The organism is Arthrobacter sp. Cr_A7 (assembly GCF_029222765.1).
GTDB lineage: Bacteria > Actinomycetota > Actinomycetes > Actinomycetales > Micrococcaceae > Arthrobacter.
In genome coordinates, this window is sequence record NZ_JARHXQ010000210.1 from 1 (window position 1) to 23,084 (window position 23,084).

At 65.7% G+C, this 23,084-nt stretch carries 21 protein-coding genes; 13 read left to right on the forward strand and 8 right to left on the reverse strand.

The window, feature by feature from the left end; genetic code table 11:
* Positions 1-30 precede the first annotated feature (30 nt).
* Complete coding sequence (locus P2Q66_RS12370) at positions 31-888, forward strand: prephenate dehydratase (protein ID WP_275728466.1); 858 nt, start codon at positions 31-33, stop codon at positions 886-888.
* Here the strand turns inward: P2Q66_RS12370 and P2Q66_RS12375 are convergent.
* On the reverse strand, positions 870-2,783 hold the full coding sequence (locus P2Q66_RS12375) for an FAD-binding monooxygenase (RefSeq protein ID WP_275728439.1): 1,914 nt from the start codon (positions 2,781-2,783) through the stop codon (positions 870-872). The genes P2Q66_RS12370 and P2Q66_RS12375 overlap by 19 nt on opposite strands.
* A gap of 222 nt (positions 2,784-3,005) precedes the next feature.
* On the opposite strand from P2Q66_RS12375, the gene P2Q66_RS12380 reads away from it, so the two are divergent.
* From P2Q66_RS12380 to P2Q66_RS12415, 8 genes are all read left to right on the forward strand, one after another.
* Positions 3,006-4,466, forward strand: coding sequence for a fumarylacetoacetate hydrolase family protein (locus P2Q66_RS12380; protein ID WP_275728441.1), 1,461 nt, complete (start codon positions 3,006-3,008; stop codon positions 4,464-4,466).
* Positions 4,459-5,142, forward strand: coding sequence for a GntR family transcriptional regulator (locus P2Q66_RS12385; protein WP_275728443.1), 684 nt, complete (start codon positions 4,459-4,461; stop codon positions 5,140-5,142). Before P2Q66_RS12380 ends, P2Q66_RS12385 begins: the two co-directional genes overlap by 8 nt.
* Positions 5,143-5,179: 37 nt before the next feature.
* Positions 5,180-6,721: a 5-carboxymethyl-2-hydroxymuconate semialdehyde dehydrogenase gene (gene hpaE / locus P2Q66_RS12390; protein ID WP_275728444.1), complete on the forward strand. Its 1,542-nt coding sequence runs from the start codon at positions 5,180-5,182 to the stop codon at positions 6,719-6,721.
* A gap of 44 nt (positions 6,722-6,765) precedes the next feature.
* A complete protein-coding gene (gene hpaD, locus P2Q66_RS12395; RefSeq protein WP_275728445.1) occupies positions 6,766-7,851 on the forward strand; it encodes a 3,4-dihydroxyphenylacetate 2,3-dioxygenase in 1,086 nt (361 codons plus the stop codon).
* A gap of 2 nt (positions 7,852-7,853) precedes the next feature.
* Positions 7,854-8,639, forward strand: coding sequence for a 2-oxo-hept-4-ene-1,7-dioate hydratase (hpaH, locus tag P2Q66_RS12400; RefSeq protein ID WP_275728446.1), 786 nt, complete (start codon positions 7,854-7,856; stop codon positions 8,637-8,639).
* Complete coding sequence (locus P2Q66_RS12405) at positions 8,624-9,427, forward strand: HpcH/HpaI aldolase/citrate lyase family protein (RefSeq protein WP_275728447.1); 804 nt, start codon at positions 8,624-8,626, stop codon at positions 9,425-9,427. Before hpaH ends, P2Q66_RS12405 begins: the two co-directional genes overlap by 16 nt.
* 71 nt (positions 9,428-9,498) lie before the next feature.
* Entirely contained in the window at positions 9,499-11,004 is a 1,506-nt protein-coding gene (locus P2Q66_RS12410) for an NAD-dependent succinate-semialdehyde dehydrogenase (RefSeq protein ID WP_275728448.1), read from the forward strand.
* 270 nt (positions 11,005-11,274) lie between these two features.
* A complete protein-coding gene (locus P2Q66_RS12415) occupies positions 11,275-12,684 on the forward strand; it encodes an aldehyde dehydrogenase family protein (protein WP_275728449.1) in 1,410 nt (469 codons plus the stop codon).
* Positions 12,685-12,717: 33 nt separating this feature from the next.
* Here P2Q66_RS12415 and P2Q66_RS12420 read toward each other — a convergent pair whose 3' ends face one another.
* The 7 genes from P2Q66_RS12420 to P2Q66_RS12450 form a co-directional block, all read right to left on the reverse strand.
* Complete coding sequence (locus P2Q66_RS12420; protein ID WP_079595346.1) at positions 12,718-13,104, reverse strand: hypothetical protein; 387 nt, start codon at positions 13,102-13,104, stop codon at positions 12,718-12,720.
* A gap of 178 nt (positions 13,105-13,282) precedes the next feature.
* Positions 13,283-13,708 carry a helix-turn-helix transcriptional regulator gene (locus P2Q66_RS12425; RefSeq protein WP_275728450.1) on the reverse strand — a complete coding sequence of 142 codons (426 nt, stop codon included), beginning with the start codon at positions 13,706-13,708 and terminating at the stop codon, positions 13,283-13,285.
* A gap of 15 nt (positions 13,709-13,723) precedes the next feature.
* Positions 13,724-14,695, reverse strand: coding sequence for a DnaJ C-terminal domain-containing protein (locus P2Q66_RS12430; protein WP_181884713.1), 972 nt, complete (start codon positions 14,693-14,695; stop codon positions 13,724-13,726).
* 82 nt (positions 14,696-14,777) lie between these two features.
* On the reverse strand, positions 14,778-15,476 hold the full coding sequence (locus P2Q66_RS12435; protein ID WP_079595349.1) for a nucleotide exchange factor GrpE: 699 nt from the start codon (positions 15,474-15,476) through the stop codon (positions 14,778-14,780).
* A 2-nt stretch (positions 15,477-15,478) separates the two neighbouring features.
* Positions 15,479-17,350, reverse strand: a complete 1,872-nt coding sequence (gene dnaK / locus P2Q66_RS12440) for a molecular chaperone DnaK (RefSeq protein ID WP_079595350.1) — start codon at positions 17,348-17,350, stop codon at positions 15,479-15,481.
* Between the two features lie 262 nt (positions 17,351-17,612).
* Positions 17,613-17,888: a hypothetical protein gene (locus P2Q66_RS12445; protein ID WP_275728451.1), complete on the reverse strand. Its 276-nt coding sequence runs from the start codon at positions 17,886-17,888 to the stop codon at positions 17,613-17,615.
* Between the two features lie 110 nt (positions 17,889-17,998).
* Positions 17,999-20,206, reverse strand: coding sequence for an efflux RND transporter permease subunit (locus P2Q66_RS12450; RefSeq protein WP_275728452.1), 2,208 nt, complete (start codon positions 20,204-20,206; stop codon positions 17,999-18,001).
* A 192-nt stretch (positions 20,207-20,398) separates the two neighbouring features.
* Here P2Q66_RS12450 and P2Q66_RS12455 point away from each other — a divergent pair, with 192 nt between their 5' ends.
* The 4 genes from P2Q66_RS12455 to P2Q66_RS12470 all read left to right on the forward strand — a co-directional run bounded on the left by P2Q66_RS12455 (position 20,399) and on the right by P2Q66_RS12470 (position 23,020).
* Positions 20,399-20,911, forward strand: a complete 513-nt coding sequence (locus P2Q66_RS12455; RefSeq protein ID WP_275728453.1) for a MarR family transcriptional regulator — start codon at positions 20,399-20,401, stop codon at positions 20,909-20,911.
* Between the two features lie 57 nt (positions 20,912-20,968).
* The gene (locus P2Q66_RS12460) at positions 20,969-21,787 is read left to right on the forward strand and encodes a methyltransferase domain-containing protein (RefSeq protein ID WP_275728454.1); all 819 of its coding nucleotides are present in this window, start codon (positions 20,969-20,971) and stop codon (positions 21,785-21,787) included.
* Between the two features lie 64 nt (positions 21,788-21,851).
* A complete protein-coding gene (locus P2Q66_RS12465) occupies positions 21,852-22,304 on the forward strand; it encodes a hypothetical protein (protein ID WP_275728455.1) in 453 nt (150 codons plus the stop codon).
* A 92-nt stretch (positions 22,305-22,396) separates the two neighbouring features.
* Positions 22,397-23,020 (forward strand): LysE family transporter, encoded by a 624-nt coding sequence (locus P2Q66_RS12470; protein ID WP_079595356.1) that lies wholly within the window; start codon positions 22,397-22,399, stop codon positions 23,018-23,020.
* The last annotated feature ends 64 nt before the right edge of the window (positions 23,021-23,084 follow it).

Below are 23,084 nucleotides of genomic sequence, written 5' to 3' on the forward strand. Positions count from 1 at the left end.
GCAGGCGCGGGGCGTGAAACCATACGGATCATGGCCCAGAAGATTGCGTACCAGGGTGAGCCCGGCGCCAACTCCAATATCGCGTGCAAGCAGATGTTCCCCGAGCTGGAAAGCGTCCCGTGCGCCAGCTTTGAGGACGCCTTCGAACTGGTGGCCAGCGGCGAGGCGGACCTGGCCATGATCCCCATCGAGAACTCGATTGCGGGCCGCGTGGCGGACATCCACATCCTGCTGCCACAGTCCAACCTGCAGATCGTGGGCGAGTTCTTCCTGCCCATCCACTTCGACCTGCTGGGCATCCCCGGCAGCACCATTGCGGACGCCACCGAGGTGCACAGCCACATCCACGCTTTGGGCCAGTGCCGGAAGCTGATCCGCGAGCATGGGCTCAAGCCGGTCATTGCCGGGGACACCGCAGGCTCGGCCCGGGAAGTGAGCGAATGGAACGATCCCCGGAAACTCTCCCTCGCTCCCCCGCTGGCTGCCCAGATCTACGGCCTGGAAGTGCTTGCTTCACGGGTTGAGGACGACCCCTCCAACACCACCCGCTTTGTGGTTTTGGCCCGCGAAAAGGAACTGCCGGCCCGGGACGAACTTCCCGGACCGGCAGTCACCAGCTTTGTGTTCCGCGTCCGCAACGTCCCCTCCGCCCTGTACAAGGCGCTGGGCGGCTTCGCGACCAACGGCGTGAACATGACGCGGCTGGAAAGCTACATGGTAGGGAACGAATTCGCTGCCACCATGTTCATGGCGGACGTCGAAGGCCACCCCGAGGACCTGCCGCTGAAGCTGGCCCTCGAGGAACTGGACTTCTTTACCACCGAGGTGCGGATCCTCGGCGTGTACGCAGCCGCGGAGTACCGGACGGCTCAGACAGCGGCGGCCTGACGCGGCTTCGCCAGCGGCGTTTTCAGGAACTGGGCGCAGAACGCGCCGAGTTCGGCCGTCGCCGTCAGCGGCAGGACGTTGGCCACGTACTGGTCCGGGCGGACCACCACCACCACGCCGTTGCGGTCCAGGCCGCGCAGCTCAAAGATGTCCGCGGACGGATCGGTGGCGTACACCTTCTCGTAATCGGTCAGTTTGAACGGGCCCACCTGCGGTTTGAAGACGGCGGGAACCTGTCCGATGTCCACGGCCGTGTGCGGCTGCTGGTAGATCACCTTCACGTCGAACCAGGCGTCGGGGTCAGCGCCCGACGGCGTTGCGGCCAGCGGTGAGTCCGGCGAGTTGGCGATCCACTCGGCGAAGTCCGCCACACCTGATTGCCCGCCTGCCGGTGCGGCGTCTGCGAAGACGTAGATGCGCCAGCGGCCGTCGGCTGTGGCGTGGTGGCCGAGGTGGAGCGGGTTGGTATCACCGACGCGCACGACGGGCGCGGACTTGAAGCGCTTGCCCACCGGGAAGCCGGTGGCCAGGCCCTGGTGCTTGGCGGGTGCCACCAGCATGGACGGCGCATATTCGGTCATGAAGCCGGCCGGGAATTCGGCAGTGCGCACGTAGAAGTCCTCGAGGTCCGAGGGGTTTTCGAACTCCTCGGGCTTCTTGGCCATCATGGTGGACCATTCCTTGTCGAAGTCGATCAGGTTCTTGGCCACCACCTGGCGCTCCGCCGAGTAGGTGGACAACAGGCTCTCCGGGCTGCGGCCTTCGAGGACGTGCCCCAGTTTCCAGGCGATGTTGAAGCCGTCCTGCATGGACACGTTCATGCCCTGGCCGGCTTTTGCGCTGTGGGTATGGCAGGCGTCGCCGGTAATGAAGACGCGCGGCGTGCGGGTGCCGCGGTCCTCCGGCAGGACGTCGTCGAACCTGTCTGTAAGCCGGTGCCCCACCTCGTAGACGCTGTGCCACGCCACGTTCCGCACGTCCAGGGTGTAGGGGTGGAGGATCTCGTTGGCTTTGTCGATGATCTGTTCGATGCTGGTGTTGCGCACGGCGTGGTGCGTGGCCGGGTCCACCTCGCCAAGGTCCACATACATGCGGAACAGGTGGCCGCCTTCCCGGGGGATCAGCAGGATGCTGCCTTTTTCGCCCTGGATGGCGCATTTGGTGCGGATATCGGGGAAGTCGGTCACGGCGAGGGTGTCCATCACGCCCCAGGCGTGGTTGGCCTGGTCGCCGGCGAGGGTGCAGCCGATTGCCGCGCGCACTTTGCTCCTGGCGCCGTCGGCCCCCACCACGTACTTGGCGCGGACAACCCGCTCCCGGCCTTCGTTTGGGCCCGCGGTGTGGAGCAGCGTCACGGCCACGGGGTACTCGCCCTGCTCCGTAACCTCCAGGCCCTGGAACTCGTAGCCGTAGTCGGGCTTCAGGCGCGTAGGCGAGTTGGCCGCGAATTCGGCGAAGTAGTCCAGCACGCGGGCCTGGTTGACGATGAGGTGCGGGAACTCGCTGATGCCCATCTCATCATCCACGGCGCGGGCCGTCCGGATGATGTTCGAGCGGTTGGCGGGGTCCGGCTTCCAGAACGCCATCTCGGTGATCCTGTATGCCTCCGCGATGATCCGTTCGGCAAAACCGAAGGCCTGGAAAGTCTCGACGCTGCGCGCCTGGATACCGTCGGCCTGGCCGATCGCGAGCCGTCCGGGACGGCGCTCAATGATGCGTGCGGTGACATTCGGGAACATGGACAGCTGCGCGGCGGCGAGCATTCCCGCAGGACCTGTGCCGACGATCAGCACGTCAACCTCGTCCGGAAGTTCATCGGGGCGGTTGAGTCCGACGCCGGCGGCCGGCTTTACCCGCGGGTCTCCGGATACGTAACCGTGATGGTGAAACTGCACGGGATGTCCTCACTTCGTTGTGTGGCTGGGAAAGCCAAGAGGTGTTCGATAATAGAACTGAGGTTTCCATATGAGAAAACCTGCTGTTGGAGCATCACTGTACGCCACCTGTGATGCAGACGACAAGAGCGCCGGAAAAGGCCGAAATGCAGGGCTTGACAACTGCCGGGTATCGAGCGAAAGTGATCGTATACGATTTCGTACCTGATAAGGGAGACAGTTTTGGAGCAGGTCAACGGCGACACCCTGGCTGCGGCACGCAAGGTGATCGCGGTGCACATCAACTACCCAAGCCGTGCTGCCCAGCGGGGACGCACCCCGGCGCAGCCCTCCTACTTCCTCAAGCCGTCGTCGTCGCTCTCCCTGACGGGGAGCGCCGTCGAACGCCCCGCGGGCTGCGAACTGCTGGGCTATGAGGGCGAGATTGCGCTGGTCATCGGCAAGGCCGCACGCCGGGTGGGTATCGATGACGCCTGGAGCCACGTTGCCGCCGTCACCGCCAGCAATGACCTCGGCGTCTACGACCTGCGCTACGCGGACAAGGGATCAAACCTTCGGTCCAAGGGCGGTGACGGCTTCACGCCGGTGGGCCCGGCACTCATCCCGGCAGACGCCGTCGACCCCACCCAGCTGCGCATCCGCACTTGGCATAACGGCCAGCTGGTCCAGGACGACACCACGGAAGACCTGCTCTTCCCGTTCGCCCGGCTGGTGGCGGACCTGTCCCAGCTCCTGACGCTCGAAGAGGGTGACATCATCCTTACCGGCACCCCCGCCGGCGCGTCCGTCGCCAAACCCGGCGACGTCCTCGAAGTGGAAGTCTCCGCCGGCGGCCTCACCACGGGTCGCCTGGTCACCCGTGTGGAGGAAGGCACGACGCCGTTCGCTGACTTTGGTGCCGGACCGAAGGTTGATGACGTGCAGCGTGAGGAGGCATGGGGTTCACGCGAGGCTGCTGGCCTTCCTGCCCCTGCCAGCACCCTCACCCCCGAGCTGAAGGCCAAGCTGGAGAGCGTGGCCACGGCCACCCTCTCCTCCCAGATGCGCAAGCGCGGCCTTAACAACGTGAGCATCGACGGCCTGCAGGCCACCCGGCCGGACCGCCGCGTGGTGGGACTGGCCCGGACCCTGCGGTACGTTCCCAACCGTGAGGACCTGTTCAAAACCCACGGCGGCGGCTTCAACGCCCAAAAGAAAGCCATCGACTCCGTGAACGAGGGCGAAATCCTGGTCATGGAAGCCCGCGGCGAAAAGGGCACCGGCACCGTGGGCGACATCCTCGCCCTGCGCGCCCAGGTCCGCGGCGCCGCTGCCATCATCACCGACGGCGGCGTCCGCGACTACGCCGCCGTGGCCGGCCTGGACATGCCCACCTACTTCGCCAACCCGCACCCGGCCGTGCTGGGCCGCCGCCACATCCCGTGGGACACGGACATCACCATCGCCTGCGGCGGCGCCACCGTCCAGCCCGGCGACATCATTGTGGCCGACTCCGACGGCATCCTGGTGATCCCGCCGGCCATCGCCGAAGAACTCGTGGACGACTGCATCGCCCAGGAGCAGGAAGAAGCGTTTATCTTCGAGATGGTCAAGCAGGGCAACAGCGTGGACGGCCTCTACCCGATGAACGCCGAGTGGCAGGCCCGGTACGAGGAATGGAAGGCAGGCACGGCGAATGACTGAAACGTTGGCTGAGTTTTCCGCTGCGGCCCCTGCCGGCAGCAAGTCCGAACAGGCCTACCAGGCCGTTAAGGCACGCATTGTGGAAGGCACCTACACCCCCGGCTACCGGCTGGTCCTGGGCGCCATCGCCAAGGACCTCGGGTTCAGCGTTGTTCCGGTCCGCGAAGCCATCCGCCGGTTGGAGGCTGAAGGCCTGGTGACGTTCGAACGCAACGTGGGTGCCACGGTGGCCGGGATCGATCCCACCGAATACCTCTACACCATGCAAACCCTCAGCATCGTGGAAGGCGCCGCCACCGCATTGTCGGCTCCCCTGATTGATGCTGTGGCCATAGCCAGGGCCCGGGCCGTGAACGAGCAGATGCGCGAATGCCTGGACCATTTTGATCCCGTCCGCTTCACCCAGCTCAACCAGGAATTCCACAGCGTCCTGTTTGAGCACTGCCCCAACCCGCACATCCTGGACCTCGTCCACCGCGGCTGGAACCGGCTTGCAGCACTGCGGTCCTCCACCTTCCGTTTCGTCCCCGGCCGCGCCCGCGATTCCGTGGACGAACACGAGGCACTCCTGAAGCTGATCGAATCCGGCGCCGATGCCGACGCCATCGAAAAAGCCGCCCGGCTCCACCGCTCCGCCACCCTGGACGCCTACCTCGCCCAGGCCAAAACCATCTGACACTCCCCACCCGTTCAGAAGCAGTAAGGAAACAACAATGACGTTCACTGCAGCAGAAACAACCGCCCATTACGTGCCCCAGGATCTTCCCACCCACATCCAGCACTACATCAACGGCCAGTTCGTTGACTCCGTGGGCGGCAAGACCTTCGATGTGCTGGACCCGGTCTCCAACCGGAACTACGCCACCGCCGCCGCCGGCCAGAAAGAGGACATCGACCTCGCCGTTGACGCCGCACGCGAAGCGTTCGTGAACGGCCCCTGGCCGAAGATGAAGCCCCGCGAACGCGCCCGCATCCTGAACAGGATCGCGGACGCGGTCGAGGCGCAGGAAGCCCGGCTCGCCGAACTCGAAACCTTCGACACCGGCCTGCCCATCACCCAGGCCAAGGGCCAGGCCCTGCGTGCTGCCGAGAACTTCCGCTTCTTCGCGGACCTGATCGTGGCCCAGTTCGACGACGCCATGAAGGTCCCCGGCTCGCAGATCAACTACGTGAACCGCAAGCCGATCGGCGTCGCCGGCCTGATCACCCCGTGGAACACCCCCTTCATGCTGGAATCCTGGAAGCTCGCCCCGGCCCTGGCCACCGGCAACACCGTGGTCCTCAAGCCCGCCGAGTTCACCCCGCTCTCGGCCTCGCTGTGGGCCACCATCTTCAAGGACGCCGGGCTCCCTGACGGCGTGTTCAACCTGGTCAACGGCCTGGGCGAGGAAGCCGGCGACGCCCTGGTCAAGCACCCGGACGTGCCGCTGATCTCGTTCACCGGCGAGACCACCACCGGCCAGACGATCTTCCGGAACGCGGCCGCCAACCTCAAGGGCCTGTCCATGGAGCTCGGCGGCAAGTCCCCGTGTGTCGTGTTCGCCGATGCCGACCTGGACGCCGCGATCGATTCGGCGCTGTTCGGGGTCTTCTCCCTCAACGGCGAACGCTGCACGGCCGGCTCCCGCATCCTCGTCGAGCGCGCCATCTATGACGAGTTCTGCGAAAAGTACGCCGCCCGTGCAAGGAACATCGTGGTCGGAGACCCGCACGATCCCAAGACCCAGGTGGGCGCCCTGGTCCACCCGGAGCACTACGAAAAGGTGGCCTCCTACGTGGAAATCGGCAAGTCCGAAGGCCGGCTCCTGGCCGGCGGCGGCCGCCCCGACCACCTGCCCGAAGGCAACTACATCGCACCCACGGTGTTCGCCGACGTCGCCCCCGACGCCCGGATCTTCCAGGAGGAAATCTTCGGACCCGTCGTGGCCATCACCCCGTTCGAGAACGACGACGAGGCCCTCGCCCTGGCCAACAACACCAAATACGGCCTCGCCGCCTACATCTGGACCCAGAACCTCACCCGGGCCCACAACTTCTCGCAGAACGTCGAAGCCGGCATGGTGTGGCTGAACAGCCACAACGTCCGCGACCTCCGCACCCCGTTCGGCGGCGTCAAAGCCTCGGGCCTGGGCCACGAGGGCGGCTACCGCTCCATCGACTTCTACACCGACCAGCAGGCCGTGCACATCACCCTCGGCACCGTCCACACTCCCAAGTTCGGCAGCATCGAAACCTCCGCGGCCAACGAAGGCTAAACCCCTTAATTACTGAAGAACCTGCTCAAAGAAGAGAGACCATCATGACCAACTTCGTCCCCACCCCATCCGTCCCGGCACCGGACATCGTCCGCTGCGCCTACATGGAAATCGTGGTTACCGACCTCGCCAAGTCCCGCGAGTTCTACGTTGACGTCCTGGGCCTGCACGTCACCGAGGAAGACGAGAACGCCATTTACCTGCGCTCCCTCGAGGAGTTCATCCACCACAACCTGGTGCTCCGCAAGGGACCCATCGCCGCCGTCGCCGCGTTCGCCTACCGGGTGAAGTCCCCCGCCGAAGTGGACGCCGCCGAGGCCTACTACCGCGAGCTGGGCTGCCGCGTTGAGCGGCGCAAGGACGGCTTCACCAAGGGCATCGGCGACTCCGTCCGCGTCGAGGACCCGTTGGGCTTCCCGTACGAATTCTTCTACGAGGTGGAGCACGTGGAACGCCTCACCCAGCGCTACGACCTCTACTCCGCCGGTGAACTGGTCCGCCTGGACCACTTCAACCAGGTCACCCCCGACGTCCCCCGCGGCCGCGCCTACCTCGAAGACCTCGGCTTCCGCGTCTCCGAGGACATCAAGGACTCCGACGGCGTCACCTACGCCGCGTGGATGCACCGCAAGCAGACCGTGCACGACACCGCCCTGACCGGAGGGAACGGCCCGCGCATGCACCACGTCGCGTTCGCCACCCATGAGAAGCACAACATCATCCAGATCTGCGACAAGATGGGCGCCCTGCGGATCAGCGACCGGATCGAACGCGGTCCCGGCCGGCACGGCGTGTCCAACGCCTTCTACCTCTACATCCTGGACCCGGACGGCCACCGCATCGAGATCTACACCCAGGACTACTACACCGGCGACCCCGATAATCCCACCATCACCTGGGACGTCCACGACAACCAGCGCCGCGACTGGTGGGGCAACCCCGTGGTCCCGTCCTGGTACACCGAAGCATCCCTGGTCCTGGACCTGGACGGCAATCCCCAGCCGGTCATCGTCCGGGAGGAAAAGAGCGAAATGGCGGTCACTGTCGGCGCCGACGGCTTCTCCTACACCCGCAAGGACGGAGCCCCGGAAGACGACCGGACCGGCTTCAAGCTGGGAGCGCAGCTGTAGCCATGCTGGATGACAGGACGATCGAGGCCATCGCGGACGAGCTGATGGAGGCCGGCCGCACCCGCACCCCCGTACCGCGGCTCACTGCCCGGTACCCGGACATGACCGTGGAGGACTCCTACGCCGTCCAGCAGTTGTGGCGGCGCCGGAACGAGGAGGCCGGCCGGACCCTGGTGGGGCGCAAGATCGGCCTCACGTCCAAGGCCATGCAGGCGGCCACGGGCATCACGGAGCCGGACTATGGGGCCATTTTTGATGACATGGTGCTGGAGACCGGCTGCTCGGTGGAGTGGGACAAATACACCCACCCCCGGGTGGAGGTGGAACTCGCGTTCGTGCTGAAGGACGGTCTCAAGGGCCCCGGTGTCACCATCTTCGACGTCCTGAAGGCCACCGACTACGTGGTTCCGGCCCTGGAAATCCTCGATTCCAGGATCGAGATGGAGGGCCGGACCATCGTGGACACCATCTCCGACAACGCAGCCATGGGCGCCATGGTGATCGGCGGCAACCCGGTGAAGCCGGACGCCGTGGACCTCCGCTGGGTCTCGGCCATCCTGTATAAGAACCAGACCGTGGAGGAGACCGGCGTGGCCGCCGGCGTCCTGGACCACCCCGCTAACGGAGTGCACTGGCTGGCCAACAAGATTGCCGCCCACGGCGATTCGCTGAAGGCCGGTGACATCATCCTCGCCGGCTCCTTCACCCGTCCGCTCTGGGTCTACAAGGGTGACACCGTTCACGCTGACTACGGACCTTTGGGGAGTGTCACATGCCGCTTCGAATAGAGGACACCTTCCGGTCCGCTTTGGGTGAGGCCAAGCGCCCGCTGGCCGGGATGTGGGTCTGCTCCGGCAGCCCCCTGGTTGCCGAACTGTGCGCGGGGTCCGGCCTGGACTGGCTGCTGGTGGACGCCGAGCACAGCCCCAACGGGCTCGAGTCCGTCCTCACCCAGCTCCAGGCCATCCACGGCTACCCGGTCCACACCCTGGTCCGGCCGCCCGTGAATGACACCGTGATCATCAAGCAGTACCTGGACCTCGGCGTGCAGAACCTCCTCATCCCCATGGTCAACTCCGTCGCCGAGGCCGAGGCCGCCGTGGCGGCCACCCGCTACCCGCCGGTGGGCGTTCGCGGAGTGGGGTCAGCCCTGGCCCGCGCCGCCCGCTGGAACCGGGTGCCGGATTACCTGGCCCGGGCCGGCGAGACCATCAGCGTCACCGTCCAGATTGAGTCGACGGCGGCAGTGGACTCTGTGGCGGACATCCTGAAAGTCGATGGCGTGGACGCCGTCTTCGTCGGGCCCTCCGACCTCGCCGCCTCCATGGGCCTGCTGGGACAGCAGGAACACCCTGAGGTGCGCGCCGCCGTCGAACACTGCCTCGCCGCCGCGAAAGCCGCCGGAAAGCCGGCCGGGGTGAATGCCTTCAACCCGGACACGGCCCGCCACTACCTGGACCACGGCGCAGACTTCATCCTGGTCGGCGCCGACGTCGCCCTCCTGGCAAGAGGCTCCGAAGCCCTTGCCAAGCAGTACATCCAGAAGGCCGACGGCGACACCCCTGCCAGCTACTAACGGTGGTTGAGCCCGTAACCCCGCCACCGGTGGTTGAGCCTGTCGAAACCCTGAACTTCCCTAGGAGCACCATGACTCTTTCTCCCGCGCTTTCCCCTGCCATCTCACGGGAGCGCGAAGCCGCACTCCTTGCGTCCGTTCCAACCGGCCTTTTGATTGGCGGGCAGTGGCGCGACGCATCCGACGGCGGCACGTTCGACGTCCACGACCCGGCCACCGGGGAGGTGCTCGCCACCCTCGCGTCGGCAACCAGTGCCGATGCGGTCGCGGCGTTGGACGCGGCCGACGCTGCGCAGGCGTCGTGGGCGCGGACCGCGCCCCGGGGGCGGGCCGAGATCCTCCGGCGCGCCTTTGACCTGGTCACCGAGCGTGCCGAGGACTTTGCCCTGCTCATGACCCTGGAAATGGGCAAGCCGCTGGCCGAAGCCCGCGGCGAAGTCACCTACGGCGCCGAATTCCTCCGCTGGTTCTCCGAAGAAACCGTCCGCGACTACGGCCGCTACCTAACGTCTCCTGAGGGCAAGAACAAGATCCTCGTCCAGCACAAACCCGTCGGGCCCTGCCTGCTCATCACCCCCTGGAACTTCCCGCTCGCGATGGCCACCCGCAAAGTCGCACCCGCCGTCGCCGCCGGGTGCACCATGGTCCTCAAACCCGCCAAACTCACCCCGCTGACAGCGCAGTACTTCGCGCAGACCATGCTCGACGCCGGCCTGCCCGCCGGGGTCCTCAACGTCGTCGCCTCCTCATCCGCCTCCGGGATCTCCGGGCCGCTGTTGAAGGACTCCCGCCTCCGGAAGGTCTCCTTCACGGGCTCCACCCCGGTCGGCAAACGCCTCATGGCCGACGCCGCCCAGAACGTGCTCCGGACCTCGATGGAACTCGGCGGGAACGCCCCCTTCATCGTCTTCGAAGACGCAGACCTGGACGCCGCCGTCGAAGGGGCGATGGCTGCGAAGATGCGGAACATGGGCGAAGCCTGCACCGCAGCGAACCGGTTCCTCGTCCACGAATCCGTCGCCCAGGAATTCACCCGCAAGTTCGCCGCCGCGATGAGCGCTCTCACAACCGGGCGAGGCACCGACCCCGCCAACCAGGTGGGTCCGCTGATCGACGCCGGAGCCCGCGACGACGTCCACGCCCTGGTGGCTGCCGCCGTCGACGCCGGAGCAACAGCCGTCACCGGCGGCGGACCAGTGGACGGGCCCGGCTACTTCTACCAGCCCACCGTCCTCGCCGATGTGCCCAACAACGCGGCGATCCTGGGCCAGGAAATCTTCGGGCCTGTCGCCCCCGTTACCACCTTCACCAGCGAAGAGGACGCTATCCGGCTGGCCAACGCCTCCGAGTACGGCCTCGCCTCTTACCTCTACAGCCGCGACTTCAACCGACTCCTGCGCGTCGCCGAACAGATCGAATTCGGCATGGTCGGGTTCAACGCAGGCGTCATCTCCAACGCCGCCGCACCCTTCGGCGGCGTCAAACAATCAGGCCTCGGCCGCGAAGGCGGGTCAGAAGGCATCGCCGAATACACCACCACCCAATACATCGGCATCGCAGACCCCTACGCGGGCTGACTCCGGTCAACGCAAACACCGACGTCACGCACGGCACGCTTTTGATGCACCGCAATCGCGGGACCCCCGGGAAACCGGGACCCGCCGTCGGTCGTCCCGCAAAACGGTGCCCTGCGTGACGCAGGTGCTGAGCAACGCGCGTGACCGTTCCTTCAACGTCAACGGTCCTGCACACATAGACAAGAGACGCGCGGCAAGCTCGGCCAGACTGGGAAGCAACCCGCCAGGCCGTCCGGCCGGCGCTCTTGCCTACTCGAAGTGGAGTAAACCTTGGAAACCTACGATGCACTCCTAGCGTCCATCACCCCCACGTCCGGCCCCACCCGGACCATCCTGGACCCGGCCACGGGTGAAGCGGTAGGTGAGGCCCCCATCCACAGCCTCGAATACCTCGAGCAGGCCGTCGCCACCGCCGTCGAGACGCAGCCGGCATGGGCTGCGTTGGGGCACGACGCCCGATCCGCCGCGCTCCTCAAGGCCGCCGACGCCGTCGAACGCTCCGCCGAAGAACTCGCCCAGCTGCTCTCCCGTGAGCAGGGCAAGCCGTTGAACGGTCCGAACGCCCGCTTCGAGGTGGGCGCCTGCGTCGCGTGGCTGCGCGCCACGGCCGGGCTGCCCCTTGAGCCTGAAACTCTTGTTGATGACGGCCAGACCTATGCGGAGCTGCACTACAAGCCCATCGGCGTTGTGGGCGCGATCGGTCCCTGGAACTGGCCCATGATGATCGCCATCTGGCAGATTGCCCCGGCCCTGCGGATGGGCAACGCCGTCGTGGTCAAGCCATCCGGCAACACCCCGCTCTCCGTCCTGGCCCTGGTCAAGGTCCTCAACGAAGAACTCCCCGACGGCATCCTGTCGGTAGTCTCCTGCGGCCGGGAAGTCGGCGCCCGCCTCACCAACCACCCCGCCATCGGCAAAATCATGTTCACCGGCTCCACCGCCGCCGGCCGCGCCATCATCAAATCCTCCGCCGACACCGTCAAACGCCTCACCCTGGAACTCGGCGGCAACGACGCCGGCATCGTCCTGCCCGACGCCGACCCCAAAGCCATCGCCGAAGACATCTTCTGGGGCGCCTTCCTCAACACCGGCCAAACCTGCGCCGCCCTCAAACGCCTCTACGTCCACAACGACATCTACGACGCCGTCTGCGAAGAACTCACCGCCGTCGCTGCGGCCATGCCCATGGGCAACGGCCTCGACGAGAACAACGTCCTGGGCCCCCTGCAGAACAAAGCACAGTACGACGTCGTCGCGAACCTCGTGGAGGCCGCCAAGGACTCCGGCGCCCGCGTCCTCCTGGGCGGAAACCCGGACACGAACCAGCCCGGCTACTTCTACCCCACCACCCTCGTGGCCGACATCGACAACAACAACCCGCTCGTCACCGAAGAACAGTTCGGCCCCGCCCTGCCCATCATCCGCTACAGCACCATCGACGAAGCAGTGGAAAAAGCCAACGGGCTCGACGTCGGCCTCGGCGCCTCCGTCTGGTCTTCCAACCCCGCCGCCGCCCGCGACGTCGCCTCCCGCATCCAGGCCGGCACCGTGTGGATCAACAAACACGGCGCCGTAGACCCCCGCATCCCCTTCGGCGGCGCCAAGCAATCCGGCTACGGCCTCGAATTCGGAGTCGAAGGCCTCAAGGCCCTCGGCGTACCCCAGGTCATCAACGGCTAAGCCAAATACCGGCGTGCTGCCCCGGCGACGGGATTACCCCATCGCCGGGGCGGCGGCGGTCCGGCCGGCAAACTGCCGCCGGGCCCACCGGGCGAGCTTCTTGCCCTTGCCCTTCCACCAGTTGTCCTCGTCCTTGTCGTGGTGCAGCCGAAAGATGATGGCCATGAGCACGAACATGCCCATGACCACATCGATCCAGGATGCCACCACCAGTGCGATGAGGACCGTCAGGCCGTTGGCGATGATGGACGGGATGGCCAGGGTCCGGAAAACGGTGCTGGCCACATAGCGCCGGTGCGACCTCGGGACGGACAGGGCCCGCACCATGTCGAAGCAGACGCACACCACCACGATCGTTTGCCCAATGGCGAGCAGGAGCTGGCCGGGGACCGAGCCGCTGAACGCGGACACCGCCTCCATCCCCGGGCTCATGGCCGGGCCTTGTTGGAACCACACATGGAAAACCCCCAGAAACTTGGAACCACTGCTGATCCAGCGGTGGTTCCATTGAAGTTTCCGGGGGTGGAAGGGTCACGAGTAGTGGGTACTCTATTTTCGACCCGTGACCAATATCAGGTACTTATTGCCCTGTTCCCAGTTATTGCCCGATGGCCCGGGGCCGCCAGAGCACCACTGCCTGGGAGCGGGGCCGCGGACGCTGGCCGCGGGCCAGGCTCACCACATCGCCGGCCGCGCCTGCGGCGAAGATGCGGGAATCGAAGGACTGCGGGCGGCGCGTGAGTTCCTGCGTAAGTTCGGAGACGCGCCGCTGGAGGGCGGCCACCTGGTTTTCGAGTTCCAGGATGCGCTTGATCCCTTCCAGCGAGACGCCTTCCTGCGACAGCCGCTGCACCTCGCGGAGCATGTTGACGTCCCGCTGGGAGTAGCGGCGGGACTTTCCGGGCGCACGGCTGGGCGAGACGATGCCCAGCCGGTCGTACTGGCGGAGCGTCTGGGGGTGCATGTCCGCAAGCTCAGCCGCCACCGAAATCACGAAGATTGGCTGGTCAGCATTGATCTCCACGCAACACCTCCGCTCCTACAACCGGGCCTTGGCGGCCAGGCCCTCTCGGACGTCGGCACCGGCCGTGGCTTCGGCAAATGCCTTGACCGCAGCTTCGGCTTCCTTATTGAGGTTCTTGGGTACGGCGACGTCGATGGTCACCAGCAGGTCGCCGGTGGCCTTGGACGTCTTCACGCCTTTGCCCTTGACCCGCAGGGTACGGCCCGACGGCGTCCCGGCCGGAACGCGGACCCGCACCTTTTCGCCATCGATGGTGGGCACCTCGATGTCGGCGCCCAGGGCAGCCTCCGGGAAGGTGACGGGGACGTGGATGCGGAGGTTGTCGCCGTCGCGGGTGTAAAACTCGTGCGGCTTAACGGACACGGTGACCACCAGGTCGCCGTTGCCGGCCGGGCCGGGCTGGCCCTTGCCGCGGACGCGGATCTTCTGGCCGTCCTTGATGCCGGCGGGCACGCGGACATCAATGACCTCGCCGCTGGGTTCCCGCAGGCCGATGGTGGTGCCGCGGATGGCGCCCGAGAACGAGATGCTCGTGGACGCGGTACGGTCGGCACCCTTGGAAGGCGCCCGCTGGAAGCCGGTCTGGCCGAAGCCGCCGCCGAACAGGTCGGCGAACTCGGGCGGGATGCCGCCGGCGGAGGGGTTGAACCCGCCCGCGTGCCGGCCGGTGTTGCCGGTGAACAGGCCGCCGAACATGTCCTCGAACCCGCCGTTGCCGCCGCCGGCACCGCCGGGAGCGAAGCGTGCACCGCCGCCCATGGCGCGGATGGCGTCGTACTGCTGGCGCTCGTCGGGATCCGAGAGCACCGAATAGGCCTCGGAGATGTCTTTGAACTTCTTCTCGGAAGCAGTGTTCCCCGAGTTGGTATCAGGGTGGTGCTCGCGGGCCAGCTTCCGGTAAGCCTTCTTGATATCGGCGTCGGAAGCGTCCTTGGCAACACCAAGGATCTTGTAAAAGTCCTTGTCCACCCAATCCTGGCTAGCCAATGGCGTTTCCTTTCAAAAGTTATGGGTCGGTGGTTGAGCTTACCGAAATCTGGTTTCGACAAGCTCAACCACCGAAGTAGTACTACGCAGGTACTGCGACGATCACCTGTGCGGCCCGGAGGACGCGTTCGCCTGACTTGTAGCCTGAGCGGAGCACCTGGCTGACGGTGTCAACCTCGATGTCGTCGCCGGGCTGCTGGATCAGGGCCTCGTGGATCGTGGGATCGAACTCCACGCCGGTCTCGTCGATGCGGACCAGGCCGTAGGTCTTCAGCGCGTTCTCCAGCTTGGTGGCGATCGCGGCGAAGGGCCCGTCGGTGAGGTCGCCGTGCTGCCGGGCGGCGTCGACGTCGTCCAGGACCGGAAGCAGGGAATTCAGGACGCCGATGACGGCCATCTCCCCTGCCACGGCACGGTCGCGTTCAACGCGCTTGCGGTAGTTGACGTACTCGGCCTGCAGGCGGAGGAGGTCGTTCTTCAGCTCGGCTGCCTCGGCAGTGGCTGAACCTGCCGGAACCCCTTGCGCCACGGATTCCTCGGCCGGCACGTCGATGCCGTTGAGGATCTCCTCGGCCTGGGCGAGCGCGTCGCCGTCGGAGTCCGTTTCACCCGCCGAAGCGCCGGCGGCGGACTGGCCGCCCTCCGGGTGCCGGGCCTGGCCGGTCACCGGGTCAACCTTGCGGTTGTCCCGGATGACCGGTTCCTGTGCGTTGCCCTGCTGGCCCATGCGCTCCTGGTTTGTGGATGAGTTGTGCTCTTCCTCGTTACCGTGGTGCGGCATGGCTACTTCTTCGCTTCGTCTTCGTCGATGATCTCGGCGTCGACGATGTCCTCGTCAGCCTTGGAACCTTCGGAACCGGCTGCACCTTCGGCGCCTGCGGCACCGGTGGCGCCGTCCGGCGAACCGGCCTGGGCGTAGATGGCCTCGCCCAGCTTGCCCTGCGAAGCCTGCAGCTTCTCGAAAGCGGACTTCACTGCGGCGTCGTCGGTGCCTTCGAGGGCCTTCTTGAGGTCGTCGACGTCGCCCTGGACCTCGGTCTTGACCTCTTCGGGCAGCTTGTCAGCGTTGTCGGCGATCAGCTTGTCCACGGAGTAGGCGAGCTGCTCGGCGCTGTTGCGGGTGTCGGTTGCCTCGCGGCGGGCCTTGTCCTCGGCTGCGTGCTCCTCGGCGTCACGGACCATGCGGTCGATGTCCTCCTTGGAGAGCGCGGTGCCGCCGGTGATGGTCATGGACTGTTCCTTACCGGTGCCCTTGTCCTTCGCGGAGACGTGGACGATGCCGTTGGCGTCGATGTCGAAGGTGACCTCAACCTGCGGGACGCCGCGCGGAGCCGGCGCGATGCCGGTCAGCTCGAACGTGCCCAGCGGCTTGTTGTCGCGGGTGAACTCACGCTCGCCCTGGAAGACCTGGATGGCCACGGACGGCTGGTTGTCGTCAGCGGTGGTGAAGGTCTCGGACCGCTTGGTGGGGATCGCGGTGTTGCGCTCGATCAGGTGCGTCATTACGCCACCCTTGGTTTCAATACCGAGGGACAGCGGGGTGACGTCGATCAGCAGGACGTCCTTGCGCTCACCCTTCAGCACACCGGCCTGCAGGGCTGCGCCAACAGCCACAACCTCATCCGGGTTCACACCCTTGTTGGGCTCCTTGCCGCCGGCGAGTTCCTTGACCAGCTCGGAGACTGCGGGCATACGCGTGGAGCCACCCACGAGCACGATGTGGTTGATGTCGGAGAGCTTGATGCCGGCTTCCTTGATCACGTCGTGGAACGGCTTCTTGGTGCGCTCCAGCAGGTCCTTGGTGAGGTCCTGGAACTTGGCGCGGGTCAGCTGCTCGTCCAGGTGGACCGGGCCGTCGGGGGTGACGGACAGGTACTGGAGGGAGACGTTGGTGCTGGTGGAGGAAGACAGTTCCTTCTTGGCCTGCTCGGCAGCTTCGCGGAGGCGCTGCAGGGCGATCTTGTCCTTGGAGAGGTCGATGCCCTTGACCTTCAGCTGGTTCAGCAGGTACTCAACGACGCGGTTGTCCCAGTCGTCGCCGCCCAGGCGGTTGTCACCTGCGGTGGCGCGGACCTGGATGGTGGAGAAGTTGTCCTCGTCCTTGCCGACTTCGAGCAGGGAGACGTCGAAGGTACCGCCGCCGAGGTCGAAGACCAGGATGAGTTCGTCTTCCTTGCCCTTGTCCAGGCCGTAGGCGAGTGCTGCGGCGGTGGGCTCGTTGACGATGCGCAGGACGTTCAGGCCTGCGATTTCGCCGGCTTCCTTGGTGGCCTGGCGCTCGGCGTCGTTGAAGTACGCGGGAACGGTGATCACAGCGTCGGTGACCTTTTCGCCCAGGTAGGACTCGGCGTCGTTCTTCAGCTTCATGAGCGTACGCGCGGAGATTTCCTGCGGGGTGTACTTCTTGCCGTCGATGTCCACCTTCCAGTCAGTGCCCATGTGGCGCTTGACCGAGGCGATGGTGCGGTCGATGTTGTTGACGGCCTGGCGCTTGGCGATTTCGCCAACCAGGACCTCGCCGGACTTGGAGAATGCAACGACGGACGGCGTGGTGCGGCCACCCTCGGCGTTGGCAATAACGGTGGGCTCGCCACCTTCGAGAACGGAGACGACGGAGTTTGTGGTTCCGAGGTCGATACCTACTGCACGTGACATGTGTTGCTTCCTTCTTTCCTTGGAAACTTGCTGGCGCCCTGATATTGAGCGTTCTGCACTCAACTTTACTCAGGGCGCTTCCGATGTCAACCAAAGTTGAGTGGAGTACGCTCAACTTCTGTTCTTGCAGGAGGGCGGAGCGTCTTTGCATTCCTTGGAATGCCGCGGTTTTACGCCAAAAAAAGGCCGACGGCGGCTCTCCGGTTTCGCTACGGGAGAACCCCCGTCGGGCTGCTGCGGGCGCGCGTCAGTGCACCAGGGGTTACCTTTCGACGTTTCCGTCGCCGTGCAGGGGGCCACGCTCTTCGGTCGTGGTGTTGACCTGGCCGTCCGTGAGCCGCTCCCGAATGGAATCCTCCTGGCGTGCGGAGCCCACGGTACCTGCAGGTCCGTAATCCCCGTCCGGATATTCTCCGTCCGCAAGGTTCTCAGTGGGGCTTTCCACGGAGCCGGTATCGCCGTAGTCCCCGCCTTCGCCTTCCAGGCCCGGGGCAGGGCTGCCCTGGCGGGGCTCCTCATAGGCGTCGTATTCGCTCATGTGGCATCTCTCCTTCGAGTTCCGCGTCCATACGGGCACATCCGCAGTTTATCGAGCAGCGGACCCGGTCAACAGGGCCCGGAAACGGCCTTCCGCAAAGCCCCGCGGCTTTACCGGCGGCCAGCACCTTCCAGGTCCGTCTCCGGGCTGGTTCCTGCGCCGGAACGCGCAGCAGTATCCGCCTCCGGCCGCCCCAGCTTGCTCGGCCACCAGATCTTCGGGCCGATGTCGTAGGCCAGGGCAGGCACCAGCAGAGAACGCACCAGCACGGTGTCCAGCAGCACGCCGAAAGCCACAATGAAGGCCAGCTGCACCAGGAACATGATGGGGATGACCCCCAAAGCGGCGAACGTCGCGGCCAGCACCACACCGGCCGAGGTGATGACCCCGCCGGTGACGCCCAGGCCGCGGAGGATGCCGGGGCGGGTGCCGTGCTTCAGGGACTCCTCGCGGACCCGGCTCATCAGGAAGATGTTGTAGTCCACGCCCAGCGCCACCAGGAACACAAAACCGAACAGCGGAACGGTGGCGTCGGCGCCGGGGAAGCCCAGGATGTTGTTGAAGACCAAGGCTGACACACCCATGGCCGCGGCGTAGGACAGCACCACGGAGAGCACCAGCAGGACCGGGGCCACCACCGAGCGCAGCAGCAGCATCAGGATGAAGAGGATCACCACCAGGACCACTGGGATGATGATCACCAGGTCGCGCTGGGCCGTGGTGTTGGTGTCCAATGCGGTGGCCGTGACGCCACCCACCAGCGCCCCGGGGTCCACGGCCTTAACGTCGTTGCGGAGGGCCTTGACGGCTTCCTCGGCTTCCAGTGAATCAGCGGCAGAGCTCAGGGTGGCATTGATCAGCACCCTGCCCTCGCGGACGTCCGGCTCGCTGGGAGTGCCCGGGGCCCCGGTGATGGGCACACTGCCCTCAGCCAACAGATAGGCATCGCCCACGCCGTCGGCCGCCTTCACGCTGCTGAGGACCTCCTGGGCCTTGCCCTGGTCCGCCACCACGACGGCGGGGCTGCCGCTGCCGGCGTCGAAGTGGCGCGCCAGGGCGTCCTGGCCGTCAACAGCATTGGAGGCGGAGAGGATGACGTCCGTCTGCGGCACGCCGTTGGCCTTGAGCTGCAGGACGCCGGCCGAGGCCGCCACGAGCAACAGGACCGAGGCAACCCAGATAGTCCGCGGCCTCCGCGACACCAGGGAGCCGGTGGCGCGCCACAGCCCCTTTTGGCCTTCCAGCCCCGTGACCAGTTCCGGTTCACGCTCCTCGGCGGGCACCAGCTTGGGGCGGAAGGGCCAGAAGGCTGCGCGGCCCAGGAGCGCCATCAGGGCGGGCAGGAGGGTCAGCGCGGCGAACAGCGAGCAGAGGATGCCCGCCGCGGCCACGGGACCGAGCGCCTTGTTGGAGTTGAGGTCCGAGAAGAGGAGGCACAGCAGGGCAATGATCACCGTGGCGCCCGAGGCCAGGATGGGCTCGAAGGATGCTTTCCAGGCTGTCAGGACGGCCCCAGTGCGGTTGGTGGTGTGTGTCAGCGCCTCGCGGAAGCGCGCCACATACAGCAGGGCATAGTCCGTGGCGGCGCCGATCACCAGGATGGAGAGGATGCCCTGGCTCTGGCCGTTCAGCTGGATCCAGCCGGCCTTGGCCATTCCGAAGACCAGGAGGATGGCGGCGCACAGCGCAAAGACGGACGTCAGGAGGACCATGATGGGCAGCAGCAGGGAGCGGTAAACCACCAGCAGGATCACGAACACTGCGGCCAGCGCCACCAGCAGCAGGATCCCGTCAATGCCGGCGAACGCCGCGGTGAGGTCAGCCGCCAGGCCTGCGGGGCCGGTAACGAAGGTCTGCATCCCGGCAGGCGCCGCTTCAGCCACCGCGTCCCGCAGCTCCTGGACGGCTTCCTTGATTTCCGTCGATTCATTCACCGGGACGATGAACTGGACCGCTTTGCCGTCTTCGGACGGAATAGGCCCGACGACGGCGCTGCCCAGTTTCAACTCTTCCAGTTCCGTCCGAAGGCCGGCCACTTCGCCCAACTGGGCCGGGGTGAAAGGTGCGCCACTTTCAATAACGATGACGCCGGGAACCTCGTCCGAATCCCGGAACCTCGCCTGCCAGTCCTGCGCAGCCGTTGCCTCGGCACTTGCCGGCAGGAACGAGGCCTGGTCATTCGAGGACACTTCCTCCAGCCGTCCAAAGGTGGGTCCGCCCACGCCCGCGATCGCAAGCCAGGTGAGCACCAGGATGACAGGGAGGAGCCAGCGCAGCCAGAACGGGACACGTTCCTTGCCAGTGGTGTGATGTTTCATGATGCCTTCCGGAGGGGACAGGGGCGTAGACTTGTTCCACAACAGAGTATCTCCATAATGGAGATAAGTGCCAGTCAAGCTTTTGTTTTGTGCTTCACCGGTACGCGGGGCGCCGGGCTGCTGAAGTAATATCCGTCAGGACGGTCCGGCAGATCCGGTGCGGGTGAGTGACGAAGAATGGAGGAGGTGGGCATGGCAGGCAAGGAACCCTCCGGCGTGCAGGCTCCTCCCGCAGGCCCCGTACCCAATGGCGGCCCCCACCCCCTGGTCCGGCTCCTTCAGGACTTCACGATCGAAGCCAACCGATACGTCGATGCGGCCGGGGGCCGGAAAGACATGCACCGGACGGACCTGAACGCCCTGGCCGTCATCATGCGGCACACGGCCAAGGGCAGCGTGGTCACGCCCGGCATCCTCCGCAAGGAGCTGCACCTCAGCTCGCCGGCCACCACCGCCTTGATCGACAGGCTGGACAGCGCGGGCCACGTGGTCCGCGAGCGCGGCACCTCGGACCGGAGGCAGGTCCAGCTCAAGATGACGCCCAAGGCATACCAGGAGGGCGGCGCCATCTTCGGCCCGCTCGCACGCCACATGGGGACCGCCATGGCCAGCTTCTCCGAGGATGAACTGGAGACCGTTTCCCGGTTCATGACGGCGATGGTGGAAGCAACGGTGGCGGCGCGGGACGAAACATCCAGCGAGTAGCGACAAACGCGCTTTTCGCGACGTTGAATGCATCCCGGTTGGGGGTAGCGTTTGGTTATGAGTGCCCAGCAGCCTGAAGACGACGTTTACACGCACGGACACCACGAATCGGTGGTTCGCGCCCATGCCGCCAGGACCGCAGAGAATTCCGCCGCGTTTGTCCTGCCGCACCTGACACCGGGCTCGGACGTCCTGGACGTCGGCTGCGGCCCGGGCACCATCACCTGCGATTTCGCCACCCTTGTCAGCCCCGGAAAAGTCACCGGCCTGGACCGCTCACCGGACATCATCGCCCAGGCGCAGGCCCTCGCCGTGGAGCGCGAGGTGCCCAATGTGGAGTTTGTGGCGGGCAACATCTATGACCTGGACTTCGAGGACGAGACCTTCGACGTGGTTCACGCCCACCAGGTACTGCAGCATCTTACCGATCCGGTTGAGGCTCTCCGGGAGATGCGCCGCGTGGCCAAGCCTGGCGGCATCGTTGCCGTGCGGGACGCCGATTTCCACGGCATGAGCTGGTATCCCGCCATCCCTGAACTGGACGAGTGGATGGACCTGTACCAGCGCATCGCGCGGCGGAACGGAGCAGAGCCCGACGCCGGTCGGCGGCTGGTCAGCTGGGCCCAGGCGGCGGGCTTCACGGACGTCGCCCCCACCAGCAGCAACTGGCTTTACGCCACTGGCCAGCAGCGCCGCTGGCAGGCGCGCGTCTGGGGCGAGCGGGTACTTCACTCCGCCTTCGCCGAGCAGGCGCTGGAGTACGGCTTCGCGAACGCTGCAGACCTGGCCCGCATTTCGGCGGGCTGGCACCGCTGGGGCTCCACGGATGACGGCTGGTTCCTGATCCCCAACGGCGAGGTCATCGCCCGGGCATAAGTCCTTGTCCACATAGCCTGTGCTTGTACTCCCGCCTGCAACTCCGGGTCCATAGCATCGAAGCATGATCATCCAAGCAGGCTTCGACCTCGAGTTCCTTGCACGTCTGCTGATAGCTCCCGCTGGCGAACTCCTACCCCGGCTCGTCCTGATTGAGCTGGACGCCGACATGCAGTTTGGAGACATTGCGCTTGTCAGCTGCCAATTCGACGGGAGGCTCAAACCCCATTACGACACCATCCTGGGTCATTTGGATCAGGACTCGACGCGGTACTTTGCGATCGCACATGCCGGGTGCTGGCCGGAGTGCGCTGACATCCATGAACCGGTCCTCCTAGAAGCGGAGGAGTTGCGGGAACTGGCCCTTCACCGTGGATTCGTCATGATCGGACATTTCGGCCTCGATGATGCCGGGTACATGTCGAACGGACCCCACTACTATTTTGACCGCTATCGCCTGGGCCTGCCGTGCACAATGGACCATTGGGTGCATTCAAAGCACGGGAAATGCGGCTGACCTTTCGGGTGACTTACCTGGAAATTCACGCCTCCAAATGACCACATTGCGGTGACGGCTGTAGACGCACGTGCGCCGCGTAGGATTGTGAGGTGCAATTTTCCCTTTGGCTGGCTCTGGCCGGCGCCGGCGCCCTGATCAGCTTCACCCCGGGGGCAGGGGCCATCAACACCATGAGCAACTCGCTGAACGCCGGTTTCCGGCGCTCGATGTGGGGAATCCTTGGGCAGCAGGCAGCCCTGGTGGTCCACGTGGTGATCGTGGCCCTGGGCGTGGGCGTGCTGGTTGCCAGCTCCCCGGTCGCTTTCAACGTGATCCGCTATGCAGGCGCCGCGTACCTCGTGTACCTGGGGGTCCGGCAGTTCCTCAGCAAGCCGGACATTGAAGAGGACAAGGCTGAGGCCCTGCGGAACGAGCCGGCCTGGTCGATCTTCCGGCGCGGGTTGTGGGTCAACCTGCTCAACCCAAAGGCCATCGTCTTCTTCCTCGCGTTCATGCCGCAGTTCATCCGGCCCGAACAGCCCCTCTTCGCGCAGTATGCGGTGCTCACCGCCACCATTGTGGGCATCGACATCCTGGTGATGTGGTTCTTCTTCGCCGCCACAGCCAGGTCCTTCCAGCGTTTTACCCAGACCAGCCGTGGACAGTTGCTCCTCAGCAAAGTGTTTGGCGTGCTGTTTGTGGCCGTTGGAATCCTGCTAGCCCTGATCCACTAGCCGGTCCGGGCGGCTCAACGACGGCTCAATAGTGCGGGAATGGCGGCGAGAGTCATCCTTCTTT